The 12149-nt window shown below is 68.2% G+C and carries 11 protein-coding genes; 3 read left to right on the top strand and 8 right to left on the bottom strand.

Annotation, left to right across the window (positions count from 1 at the left end; genetic code table 11):
• Positions 1-126: 126 nt before the first annotated feature.
• From ABZ434_RS16325 to arc, 3 genes are all read right to left on the bottom strand, one after another.
• A complete protein-coding gene (locus tag ABZ434_RS16325) occupies positions 127-345 on the bottom strand; it encodes a ubiquitin-like protein Pup (RefSeq protein ID WP_359136187.1) in 219 nt (72 codons plus the stop codon).
• A gap of 120 nt (positions 346-465) precedes the next feature.
• Positions 466-1977: a depupylase/deamidase Dop gene (dop, locus tag ABZ434_RS16320; RefSeq protein ID WP_359136184.1), complete on the bottom strand. Its 1512-nt coding sequence runs from the start codon at positions 1975-1977 to the stop codon at positions 466-468.
• A gap of 237 nt (positions 1978-2214) precedes the next feature.
• On the bottom strand, positions 2215-3981 hold the full coding sequence (gene arc / locus ABZ434_RS16315; protein WP_359136181.1) for a proteasome ATPase: 1767 nt from the start codon (positions 3979-3981) through the stop codon (positions 2215-2217).
• Between the two features lie 240 nt (positions 3982-4221).
• Between arc and ABZ434_RS16310 the strand changes: the two genes are divergently transcribed.
• On the top strand, positions 4222-4533 hold the full coding sequence (locus ABZ434_RS16310; RefSeq protein ID WP_350992589.1) for a ferredoxin: 312 nt from the start codon (positions 4222-4224) through the stop codon (positions 4531-4533).
• 40 nt (positions 4534-4573) lie between these two features.
• Here ABZ434_RS16310 and ABZ434_RS16305 read toward each other — a convergent pair whose 3' ends face one another.
• The 3 genes from ABZ434_RS16305 to ABZ434_RS16295 form a co-directional block, all read right to left on the bottom strand.
• Positions 4574-5161: a hypothetical protein gene (locus ABZ434_RS16305; RefSeq protein ID WP_359136178.1), complete on the bottom strand. Its 588-nt coding sequence runs from the start codon at positions 5159-5161 to the stop codon at positions 4574-4576.
• Positions 5162-5415: 254 nt separating this feature from the next.
• The gene (locus ABZ434_RS16300) at positions 5416-6321 is read right to left on the bottom strand and encodes a tRNA (adenine-N1)-methyltransferase (protein WP_359136176.1); all 906 of its coding nucleotides are present in this window, start codon (positions 6319-6321) and stop codon (positions 5416-5418) included.
• Positions 6322-6382: 61 nt separating this feature from the next.
• Positions 6383-7633, bottom strand: a complete 1251-nt coding sequence (locus tag ABZ434_RS16295) for a site-2 protease family protein (RefSeq protein WP_359136173.1) — start codon at positions 7631-7633, stop codon at positions 6383-6385.
• Between the two features lie 172 nt (positions 7634-7805).
• Between ABZ434_RS16295 and ABZ434_RS16290 the strand changes: the two genes are divergently transcribed.
• Both ABZ434_RS16290 and ABZ434_RS16285 read left to right on the top strand, forming a co-directional pair.
• On the top strand, positions 7806-8651 hold the full coding sequence (locus tag ABZ434_RS16290) for a PD-(D/E)XK nuclease family protein (RefSeq protein ID WP_359136208.1): 846 nt from the start codon (positions 7806-7808) through the stop codon (positions 8649-8651).
• 9 nt (positions 8652-8660) lie between these two features.
• A complete protein-coding gene (locus ABZ434_RS16285; RefSeq protein WP_359136170.1) occupies positions 8661-9332 on the top strand; it encodes a response regulator transcription factor in 672 nt (223 codons plus the stop codon).
• A gap of 48 nt (positions 9333-9380) precedes the next feature.
• On the opposite strand, the gene ABZ434_RS16280 is transcribed toward ABZ434_RS16285, so the two are convergent.
• Complete coding sequence (locus ABZ434_RS16280; protein WP_359136167.1) at positions 9381-10976, bottom strand: ABC transporter substrate-binding protein; 1596 nt, start codon at positions 10974-10976, stop codon at positions 9381-9383.
• Positions 10977-11337: 361 nt separating this feature from the next.
• Complete coding sequence (locus tag ABZ434_RS16275; protein WP_359136164.1) at positions 11338-12039, bottom strand: HAD family phosphatase; 702 nt, start codon at positions 12037-12039, stop codon at positions 11338-11340.
• Between the last annotated feature and the right edge of the window lie 110 nt (positions 12040-12149).

The following is a 12149-nucleotide window of genomic DNA, read 5'->3' as shown; positions in this document are numbered from 1 at the left end:
TGCGCAATGACTCTCTGCACTTCCTCTTCGTCGTCAAGATCTCCTACCGTGATTGCAATCGTTTTCCCATTCCGCTCGATGGTGATCGTCGCACCGCACGCCGCCGCCGGCCCGGCGCCGCGCCGGTTACTCGCCGCCCTTTTGGACGAATGACCTCACGAAATCCTCGGCGTTGGACTCGAGCACGTCATCGATCTCGTCGAGGACGTCGTCCACGTCGTCGCTCAGCTTCTCCTGTCGCTCCTTGAGGTCCTCGGAGCCCTGGGCCTCGGTGGCCTGCTCCTCGACCTCCTCGGTGGAGCGCGTCGCCTTCTGCTGTCCGCCGCCGGTGTCCTTGGTCGCCATATAGCTCACCCCGCTCGGTTCGAAGCACTTGATCAGACCCTACCTACGAGGTCCGACATTGGCCCGGTACTTGTCTCAACGTCCGGAGGTCATCGGAATGATTCCCAGTCGGGGGCCCTTTCAGCCGCCCGACAGCACCCGGACCAGCTCTTCCGCCGTACGGCATCGGTCCAGGAGGGCCTTGACGTGGTCACGGGTGCCCCGCAGCGGCTCCATGGTGGGGACCCGCTGGAGGGAGTCGTGGCCCGGCAGGTCGAAGATGACCGAGTCCCAGGAGGCCGCCGCGACGTCGTCCGCGTACTGTTCCAGACAGCGACCGCGGAAATACGCTCTGGTGTCCTCAGGAGGCGCCGTACGGGCCGTCTCGACCTCGTTCTCGTCCAGCAGGCGTTTCATCCTGCCCCGGGCCACCAGACGGTTGTACAGGCCCTTCTCGGGCCGCACGTCGGCGTACTGCAGGTCCACCAGGTGCAGACGGGCCGCGTCCCAGTCCAGGTTGTCGCGACGGCGGTAGCCCTCCATGAGCTCCCGCTTGGCGATCCAGTCGAGCTCACGGGACAGGCTCATCGGATCGTTCTCCAGCCGGTTGAGCGTGTCCTCCCACCGGATCAGGACGTCCTTGGTCTGCTCGTCGGCGTCCGCCCCGTACCGTTCCTCGACGTACTTGCGGCCCAGCTCGAAGTACTCCATCTGGAGCTGGACGGCGGTGAGTGTCCGGCCGCTGCGCAGAGTGATCAGCTGCTGGAGATCCGGGTCGTGGGAGACCTGGTGCAGGGTGCGCACGGGCTGGTCGACGGCCAGGTCGACATTGATGAAGCCGTCCTCGATCATGGAGAGGACCAGCGAGGTGGTGCCCAGCTTGAGGTAGGTGGAGATCTCCGAGAGGTTGGCGTCCCCGATGATCACGTGGAGCCTGCGGTACTTCTCGGCATCGGAGTGGGGCTCGTCGCGCGTGTTGATGATCGGGCGCTTGAGGGTGGTCTCCAGACCGACCTCGACCTCGAAGTAGTCGGCGCGCTGGCTGATCTGGAACCCGTGCTCGTGGCCGTCCTGGCCGATTCCGACCCGTCCCGCGCCGGTGACGACCTGGCGCGAGACGAAGAACGGCGTCAGATGGCGCACGATGTCGGAGAACGGGGTCTCGCGCTTCATCAGGTAGTTCTCGTGCGTGCCGTACGAGGCGCCCTTGTTGTCGGTGTTGTTCTTGTAGAGGTGGATCGGCTGGGCGCCGGGGAGCTGGGCCGCGCGCTCGGCGGCCTCGGCCATGATGCGTTCGCCGGCCTTGTCCCACAGGACCGCGTCCCGGGGGTTGGTGATCTCCGGCGAGCTGTACTCGGGGTGCGCGTGGTCGACGTAGAGCCGTGCGCCGTTGGTGAGGATGACGTTGGCCAGGCCGATGTCCTCGTCGGTGAGCTGGCTGGAGTCGGCTGTCTCGCGGGCGAGGTCGAAGCCTCGCGCGTCACGCAGCGGATTCTCCTCCTCGAAGTCCCAGCGGGCGCGGCGCGCCCGGTGCATCGCCGCCGCGTAGGCGTTGACGATCTGGGACGAGGTGAGCATGGCATTGGCGTTGGGGTGGCCGGGCACGGAGATCCCGTACTCGGTCTCGATGCCCATTACTCGCCGTACGGTCATGCGGCCCTCCTTGCCCGGCGACGCTCCCTTCCGGGGCGGCGCTCAAGTACCGCTGCTTTTCCGGTGCGTGCGCGGTTTGCCCGTTCCCGCACTGCGCGACCGGGCGGTATGCCAGAGCCTAGAGCGCCTCTGTGCCGGTGGGGAGATCAATTACGTCATTACTGCGGTGTCGTGGGAGCTGTCCGGAAAGCAACCGGCTGCGGATGCCCGGCCGGGCATCCGCAGCCGGTCCGCCTTCTAGAGGTACTGCCCGGTATTCGCCACCGTGTCGATGGACCGGCCGGTGTCCGCGCCCTGCTTTCCGGTGACGAGTGTGCGGATGAAGACGATCCGCTCACCCTTCTTGCCGGAGATCCTGGCCCAGTCGTCCGGGTTGGTGGTGTTCGGCAGGTCCTCGTTCTCCTTGAACTCGTCCACGCAGGCCTGGAGGAGATGGGAGACGCGCAGGCCCTTCTGGCCCTGCTCGAGGAAAGCCTTGATGGCCATCTTCTTGGCCCGGTCCACGATGTTCTGGATCATCGCGCCGGAGTTGAAGTCCTTGAAGTAGAGGACTTCCTTGTCGCCGTTGGCGTACGTGACCTCGAGGAAGCGGTTCTCCTCGGACTCGGTGTACATCCGCTCGACGACCGACTGGATCATCGCGTGGGCCGCGGCCTCCTTGGAGCCGGTGTGCTCGGCCAGATCGTCCGCGTGCAGGGGCAGCGAGGGCGTGAGGTACTTCGCGAAGATGTCCTTCGCGGCCTCTGCGTCGGGACGCTCGATCTTGATCTTCACATCGAGGCGGCCGGGTCGCAGGATCGCGGGGTCGATCATGTCCTCGCGGTTGGAGGCGCCGATGACGATGACGTTCTCCAGGCCCTCCACGCCGTCGATCTCGGCGAGCAGCTGGGGGACGATGGTGTTCTCCACGTCCGAGCTGACGCCGGATCCCCGGGTGCGGAAGAGGGACTCCATCTCGTCGAAGAAGACGATGACGGGGGTGCCCTCACTCGCCTTCTCACGGGCACGCTGGAAGACCAGGCGGATGTGCCGCTCGGTCTCGCCGACGTACTTGTTGAGGAGCTCGGGACCCTTGATGTTGAGGAAGTAGCTCTTCCCGGCCGGCTGGCCGGTGACTTCGGCGACCTTCTTGGCGAGGGAGTTCGCCACGGCCTTGGCGATGAGTGTCTTGCCGCAGCCGGGCGGACCGTAGAGCAGGATGCCCTTCGGCGGCCGGAGCTCGTGCTCCTTGAAGAGGTCCGGGTGAAGGTAGGGGAGCTCGACCGCGTCCCGGATCAGCTCGATCTGGTCGCCCAGTCCACCGATCTTGTTGTAGTCGATGTCCGGGACTTCCTCGAGGACGAGCTCTTCGACCTCGCTCTTGGGGACGACTTCGTAGACGTAGCCGGACCTGGGTTCGAGCAGCAGGGCGTCGCCGGGGCGGATGGTGATGTCCAGCAACGGCTCGGCGAGCCGCACCACCCGTTCCTCGTCGGTGTGCCCGACCACCAGGGCGCGCTCGCCGTCCTCAAGGATCTCCTTGAGGGTGACGATGTCCCCGGCCCGCTCGAATTCCATGGCGTCGACCACGTTGAGCGCTTCGTTGAGCATGACTTCCTGGCCCCGCCGGAGGTCCTCGAGCTCAACGCTGGGACTGACGTTCACCCGGAGCTTGCGGCCCCCGGTGAAGATGTCGCAGGTGCCGTCCTCGTTCGCCTGCAGGAACACACCGAAGCCGGCCGGTGGCTGTGCGAGCCGGTCGACCTCTTCCTTGAGGGCCACGATCTGGTCGCGGGCCTCGCGGAGTGTGCCGGCGAGCCGCTCGTTCTGTGCGGACACGCCTGCGAGGTTGGTCTGCAACTCGACGATCCGCTCTTCGAGAATCCTCGTATGACGCGGAGAGTCGGCGAGCTTACGTCGCAGGACGGCGATTTCCTGCTCAAGATAGGCGACCTGGCCGGCTGGGTCATCGGACCCTCGCCCGGGCCGGATGCCGCGGTTGATTTCGTCGTCGTGGGCTGCCACGGTCCTCACCTCCTCCAAGGGGAGCTGGACGCTTCCTGACCCTACCTGGGTGGGTGATGATTGAAACCCCTAGATCACAAAGACTCTGAGGTGTGTCCGATCTTCACCCTTGCGCTCTCCCTCGTGTCAGGGGAATACCCACCCTTCAACATCGGAAAGCGGCCGGTTGTATCGTCGAACTGTTCAACGCCCGCCAGGGCTGGCTTTTTTGGTTCCGACACGCAGTGAACGGCAGGAGAAATGACCGTGCAGCAGGACGCTCCCACCGGTGGCGAGACGCAGGACCTGGAGGTCTGGATCGACCAGGACCTCTGTACGGGGGACGGTATCTGCGTGCAGTACGCGCCGGAGGTGTTCGAGCTGGACATCGACGGTCTCGCGTACGTGAAGAGTGATCAGGACGAGCTGCTCCAGGACAAGGGCGCGACCACGCCCGTCCCGCTGCCGATCCTGCAGGACGTGGTCGACTCGGCCAAGGAGTGCCCCGGCGACTGCATCCATGTACGGCGCGTCTCGGACCGGGTCGAGGTCTTCGGTCCCGAAGCCGCCTGACGGCGTTACCCGCCCGTCGGCGGCCGGGCCGGGTGGCGGGTCAGACGCCCGCGCCGGCGGGGTCCTGCGACTGGCTGCTGCGCACGAAGGCGCCGTTCTGCCACTGCCAGGTGACCTTCTCCTGCTCGTCGGGGCAGCAGGAGGGAACCGAGGGCGAGGAGTAGCCGAGAAGCGTGGCGGAGACGATGCCGTCACGCACGGCGAAGTCGCCCACGCTCATTTTCTGCACGGGGTCCACCAGGGTCGCGACGATCCGGGGGGCGGCCCCGCTCCCCTGCGTGAGGACGTAGACGCCGCTGGGCGGGGTGCCGGATCCGGCCGCGCAGTGGACCACGGCGACTGTTTCCGGACGCCTGTCGCCGTCCAGGTCGCCGGGGGCCTCCTTCGCCACGGTGTGCCCCGCTCCGCCGCATTCCAGTGGGAAGTCCGCACGGGCCGGATCGGGGGCGACGGCGGGGGGCGCGCCGCGCTGTGCCGCGGTGCGGTGGGGGGTGGAGGCCGAGGCGCTCGCGTCGGGCTGGAGCAGACCGGCTGCGGCGACGACGGCGGCCATGGCTGCTGCGGTGGCGAGCCAGTGCATCGTCGTGGTGTCGGTGTGCGCGAGGTCCGGGAGCGCGGAGGTCTGCACGCGGGATGTCTCCTGTGGTTCCTGTGGTGCCGAATGCCGGGAGGGCGGGGCGTCGGCGGCGGGGTGGGGGTGGCCAGCATCGTGCCACACCTCACACGTCAGTGGAACGGTGGGGTCGCCATGGATCGCGCTCCCCGTTCGCCGCACGGCTCGGGGGCAACGAAAAGGCGCCGCCGCCGAGTTCCCGGGTCGGTCCGGGAACTCGGCGGCGGCGCCGGTGCACCGGGGCGCGTGGTGAAGGCGGCGCCCCTGGTTCAGTCGCGGGCGGAGCCGCTCTGGCTGCCCGGGCCGGTGTAGTCCTCGCCGTAGGCGCCCTTGGAGGGGCGGCGGCGGCGCGGCGGCGGCTGGACACCGTCGGCCAGCCGGCGGGCGGTCACGAGGAATCCGGTGTGGCCGATCATGCGGTGGTCCGGACGCACGGCGAGGCCCTCGACGTGCCAGTTGCGGATCATCGACTCCCAGGGCTGCGGCTCGGCGAAGCAGCCGATCTCACGGATGGACTCGACCGTCCGGGAGAGCTGGGTGGTGGTCGCCACGTACGCGCAGAGGATGCCGCCGGGGACGAGCGCCTTGGAGACGACGTCCAGGCACTCCCAGGGCGCGAGCATGTCCAGGACGACGCGGTCCACATCGGTTTCCGTCAGGTTGTCCTGGAGGTCGCCGACGGTGAGCTGCCATGCGGGGTGCGGGCTGCCGAAGTAGCGCTCGACGTTCTGCTGGGCGATCTCGGCGAAGTCCTCGCGGCGCTCGTAGGAGTGCAGCATGCCCTGCTCGCCGATGGCGCGGAGCAGGAAGGTGGACAGTGCGCCGGATCCGACGCCGGCTTCCACGACGCGGGCGCCGGGGAAGATGTCGGCGAAGGCCAGGATCTGACCCGCGTCCTTGGGGTAGACCACGGCGGCGCCGCGGGGCATGGACAGGACGTAGTCGGGGAGCAGGGGGCGCAGCGCCAGGTAGACGACGTTTCCCGTGGTACGGACAACACTGCCCTCGGGAGCACCGATCAGCTCGTCGTGCGAGAAAGAACCCTTGTGGGTGTGGAAGTTCTTTCCGGCTTCGAGCGTGAAGGTGTAGTGGCGTCCCTTGGGATCCGTGAGCTGGACCTGGTCCCCGACCTTGAAGGGCCCGCGTCGGCGGGCGGCACCGGTCGGTTCAGACATGTGACCAGCGTACCGGTGTTTCAAGGGGCTCCGACCGCCCGCCCGGGCGGTCGACCGCCTCTCAGGCGGCGGGGCGGGCCATGGCGGCGACGAACGCGCGCTCGACGTCCGCGGTGGACAGCACTCCGTAGATCTCCCCGGTGTCCTCGACGACGAGGTACTCGGTGGCGGGGCTGGCCTTGAGACGGTCCAGGAGCGCTTCGCCGGCGAGTTCGGCGGAGACCTTCATGCCGTCGGTGAGGTCCTGGGCGAGGCCACTGACGGCGACCCAGGGGCGGCGGTGCTCGGGGACCGCGACGATGGCGGCCTCGCGGACGACCGCCTTGGGGTCGCCGGTCCCGTCGACGACGACGAGGGCGCGGGCACCTGCCTCGTTGGCCCGGCGCAGGGCCTCGGAGAGCGGGGTGTCGCCCTCGACGGGGACGGCGCGCCGGGTGAGGGTGCGGGCGCGCAGGTCGGGGAGGTGTTCGCGCAGCCGGGCCATGCGCAGGCTGTTGCCCGCGCCGGTCCAGATGATGGCGGCCAGGATCGCGGCGAGCAGGGCGTCGGTGACGGTGTCCATGCCGCTGATCTCGCGGTCGCTGTTCCCGAGGACGCCGGTGTGGGTGACGAGGGGCAGGCCGATGAGGGTGATGACGGCGAGGGCGCGGCCGACCCAGGCGGCGGCGACGGTGCCGCTCATGGGGCGGCCGGTGATCTTCCAGACGACGGCGCGGAGCATCCGCCCTCCGTCGAGCGGGAGGCCGGGCAGGAGGTTGAACGCGGCGACGATGAGGTTGGAGATCATCAGCCCGCCGAGCAGCACGCCGGGCACGGTGCCGGCCTCGACGAACTTCATCGGTACGTAGAAGACGCCGGCGAGGACGAGGGAGAGCAGCGGGCCGACGAAGGCGAGGACGAATTCGCGGCCGGGGGTCTCCGATTCCTTCTCGATCTCGGAGACGCCGCCGAAGAACTGGAGCTGGATGCGGCGGACCGGGAGCTTGTAGCGCAGGGCGGCGACCGTGTGCGCGAGTTCGTGGACGAGCACGGAGGCGTAGAACGCGATCGCGAAGAAGAGGGCGACCAGGTAGCGCGCCGCGCCGAGGTCGGGCAGGACACGGTCGAGCTGACCACCGAAGACCCAGGTGATCAGCGCCGCCACGACGAACCAGCTGGGGGCCACGTAGACCGGCACCCCGAAGGGGCGGCCCATGAGGATGCCGCCTCCCGGCTCTTCCTTGCGTCCCGGTGCGCCCTTGTCGGGGCCCTCGCCGGGGCCCTTGCCCCCTGCGCCGGGCTGCGGCCGCCCGCTGTCGCCGCTCTCGTCCACGAGGTCCCTTCGGTAGGTGCCGTTTCGGCACGATCATGCAGTGTTCGAGGGTCTGTGGTCGATGGTATGCCGATTGGTGTCAGTGGGGGGTCGTAGGGTCTTCGTCATGACCTCAGTGCCCCGGCCGCCTCAGCCACCCTCGTCCCTTTCGCCGTCGCGGGCGAGCGATTTCATGCAGTGCCCCTTGCTGTACCGCTTCCGGGTCATCGACAAGCTGCCGCAGAAACCCAGTGAGGCGGCTACCCGGGGCACGTTGGTGCATGCGGTCCTGGAGCGGCTCTTCGACAATCCCGCGGCGGAGCGCACGCCGGGCCGGGCCACGTCGCTGATCCCGGCCCAGTGGGACCGGCTGCTGGAGTCGAAGCCGGAGCTGTCGGAGCTGTTCGCCGAGGATCCGGAGGGCGAGCGGCTCGCCCGGTGGCTGTCGGAGGCGGAGCGGCTGGTGGAGCGCTGGTTCTCGCTGGAGGATCCGACGCGCCTGGAGCCCGCCGAGCGGGAGATGTTCGTCGAGACCGAGCTGGAGTCGGGTCTGCGGCTGCGCGGGGTCATCGACCGCATCGACGTGGCACCGACGGGCGAGGTCCGGATCGTGGACTACAAGACGGGGAAGGCGCCGCGTCCGGAGTACGCGGAGGGCGCGCTGTTCCAGATGAAGTTCTACGCCCTGGTGATCTGGCGGCTCAGGGGTGTGGTGCCGCGCCGGCTCCAGCTGGTCTACCTCGGCAGCGGCGACGTGATGACGTACGACCCGGTGGTGGCGGACCTGGAGCGGGTGGAGCGCAAGCTGCTGGCCCTGTGGGACGCCATCTCGCTGGCCACGGAGACCGGCGAGTGGCGGCCGCGGCCGACGAAGCTGTGCGGCTGGTGCGACCATCAAGCACTCTGTCCCGAATTCGGCGGGACTCCCCCGGTGTATCCGCTGTCGGTGCGCCCGGCGGAATCACCGCAGGATGTCCAGGGCAGAATGGGCCCGGTCCAGGCTGAGGCCGGCCGGCCTGCGGCCCTTGAAGGACATTGAGGAGATCCCGTGGCAATCCGCGTCCTACTGGTCGACGACCAACCACTGCTGCGCACCGGCTTCCGGATGATCCTGGAGGCGGAGGGTGATCTCGCGGTGGTGGGCGAGGCCGGTGACGGTCTCCAGGCGCTCGACCAGGTGCGGGCGCTGCAGCCCGACGTGGTGCTGATGGACATCCGGATGCCGCGGATGGACGGTGTCGAGGCGACGCGTCAGATCACCGGCCCCGGCCGGGACGGCCCGGCGAAGGTGCTCGTGCTGACCACGTTCGACCTCGACGAGTACGTGGTGGAGGCACTGCGCGCCGGCGCCAGCGGCTTCCTGCTGAAGGACGCCCCGGCCAATGAGCTGGTACAGGCGATCCGAGTGGTCGCGGGCGGTGAGGCGATGCTCGCGCCGAGCATCACGCGCCGGCTGCTCGACAAGTACGCGGACCATCTGCCGTCCGGTGAGGACTCCGTCCCGGACACCCTGCACACGCTCACGGACCGTGAGGTGGAGGTCCTGAAGCTGGTGGCGCGCGGTCTGTCGAACGCGGAGATCGCCGCCGACCTGTTCGTCAGCGAGACCACGGTCAAGACGCATGTGGGTCATGTGCTGACGAAGCTGGGGCTGCGCGACCGGGTGCAGGCCGCGGTGTACGCGTACGAGAGCGGACTGGTGCGCCCCGGCGCCCAGTGATCCGGTGAGGGGCGGGCGGCCGGGGCGGCGGGACGGTGTCCCGGGCGGTCAGCTGCGGCCGAGCTCCCAGAGCTGGAGGTCGGCGGAGGAGTTGACCGCCCACTCGACGCCGGTGAGCCCCTCGCGGGAGGCGACGTACTGCTTGCCCTGCCAGACCGGCAGGACGGGGACGTCCTCGGCCACGATGTCCTGGAGCTGCTTGAAGGTCTTGGCGGCGGCGCTGCGGTCGGCCTCGCGGCGGGACTCCGGGATGAGGGTCTTCTGGGCCGCGGTGGACCGGTACGGCGAGTTGAGGAAGTTGTCCTTGTCGAGGAACGGCGCCGTGTAGTTGTCCGGGTCCGGGAAGTCGGGGAACCAGCCCATGCCGTAGGCCGCGTAGTCGCCGCGCACCTCGGCCGGACGGTACTTCGCCCAGGGGGCGCCCTCCACGGAGATGTCGAAGAGTCCGGTGTCGTTGAACTGCTTCTTCAGCGCCTCGAACTCGGCGGCGGTGGCCTCGCCGTAGTGGTCGGTCGTGTAGTGGAGGGTGAACTTCACCGGGGTGTGGATCCCGGCGTCCTTCAGGATCGCGGCGGCCTTCGCGGTGCTGGGCTCACCGTATTTGTTGAAGAACGAGTTGGTGTGCCCGGTGACGCTGGACGGAATCAGTGAGTACAGGGGCTCGGCGGTGGTGCCGTAGACCTCGCTCGCGATCTGCCCGCGGTCGATGATCTGGGCCATGGCCTGGCGGACCGCCTTGTTCTTCACGGCGGGGTCCTCGGTGTCGAAGCCGAGGTAGCTGATCGCGAGGCCGGGCATCTCGGTGAGCTTGATGTCGTCCTTGGGCTTCTCCAGCATCTGCTGCGCCTGCTCGGGCGACATGGTGCGGGTCATCATGTCGATCTTCTTCTCGTCGAGCGCCTTGCCCATGGCTGTGGCGTCGGGGAAGAGGTCGAGTTCGACCTTGTCGTTCAGCACCTTGAGATCCCCCTTGTAACGGGGGTTCTTGGTGAAGACGACTTTCACGACCTGGTCGTTCTTCACTTCCGGCGCCATCGTGTACGGGCCGGAGCCGTCCACCTGGAATCCGCTGCGCGGGGAGGTCGCCGGGTATTTGTCCTGCTGGACTATTCCGGCGGCCGGCGTGGCGAGCTTGTACGGGAAGGTCGCGTCCGGGGTCCGGAGGTGGAATATCACCTCACGGTCGCCCTTGGTCTCTATGGTGTCGATGTTGTTGAGCAGGGCCACCGGTCCGTTGGTGGACTTGATCCGGATGACGCGGTCGATGGAGTACTTGACGTCCTCGGCGGTGACCGCGCCGCCGTCGGCGAATTCGAGTCCTGCGCGCAGTGTGCAGCGGTAGCTCTCGTTGGCCGTGTCCGTGAAGGTGCAGCTCTCGGCCGCCTCGGGCACCGGCAGGCCGCCACCGCGCGGGACGTGCATCAGCGTCTGCACCGTCTGCCGCAGCACGTTCCAGACACCCGCTTCGTAGCCGATGGCCGGGTCGAGAGGGGCGGGGGTGTCATCCGAGGCGACGAACTGGTCCGTAGTGCCGACAACGATGGCGCCGCTGCCATCGCTCCCGCCGTCCGACGCGCCGCAGGCGGCGAGTACGGGCGCGAGCAGACCGACCACGGCCGGCAGCACCAGAGTCTTGCGGTTCATCGTGGACGTTCTCCCTCATGCGGTCATGGAGAAAACGACATTAGTAGGCGCCTCGTCATGGACGGACCGGCACTGCGCCGCACGTAATCAGGGAGCGCGGCGAGTGGACGGCGAGTCGATTTTCCGTTCCCGGAATGATTCGTACACGGATTCACCAATCGGGACACTTGGGTGCACCCGACGAGCGCCACGAGAGATTCCGGCAGCCCTTCGATCACCGGACGAGTGACGAAGGTCACGCGATGAACATCCTTGCGATTTGGCATGTCCCCGCCTAATCGACACCAGGGTTCGACATAAAAGGCACGGTCTTGCGCGAGAGTTTTTCCATTCATTCACAGAAATACTCTCAGTGTGCGGATCACCGCATACCGGTGACCAGCCCGCGGAGAAATGCGAGATCGACTTCCTCGAGCGAACCGACGACCACCCGGCCGGCGGCCGGCGCGATCGGAGACACGGACGGCACAGCGACCACCCGGCACCCCGCGGCCTCCGCGGCGGCCACACCGGTCGCGGTGTCCTCGATGACGGCACAGAGCCGGGGATCGACCCCGAAGCCGCCGGCAGCGGTGAGGTAGGGCTCCGGGTGGGGCTTGGTGCGGGTGACCTCGTCTCCCGCCACCGTGAGTGCGAAGTGGTGACGGCCCACCGAGTCCAGCACCCGGTCGATGATCCGGCGGTGCGAGGCGGAGACCAGGGCGGTGGGAACCTCGTGTCTCGCGAGCTCGGCGAGCAGCCGCGCCGCGCCCGGCATCAGCGGAACACCGTCGGCGATGCGCTTCTCGAAGCGGTCGTTGAGCAGCACGGTCAGCTCGTCCAGGGTGACGTCCGCCCCGGTGACGTCCATGAGGTACCCGGCGCTGCGGGTCATCGGACCGCCGACGACGACGTCCTTCCACGCCTCGTCCAGGCGGTACCCCAGATCGGCGAACACCGACACCTCTGCGTCCCACCAGAAACCCTCGGTGTCGACCAGGGTGCCGTCCATGTCGAGAAAGACGGCCTGCAAGGACGCACCCTCGGCCGTACGGGTCGGGGACGCGGGGATCGTACTGGTCATCCGGCACACCTTCCATGAGGGACGAGAAGGCCGGCCACCTTTCCGGAGGAAGGGCGACCGGCCTGCACTGGACCGACCAGTGTACGACTCGTGCTGCTACCGCGCGTGGA

It is taken from the genome of Streptomyces sp. NPDC005761 (assembly GCF_040630635.1).
Classification (GTDB): Bacteria; Actinomycetota; Actinomycetes; order Streptomycetales; family Streptomycetaceae; genus Streptomyces.
The sequence above is the reverse complement of the archived record's forward strand: the minus strand, read 5'-3'. Positions and strand labels throughout refer to the sequence as shown.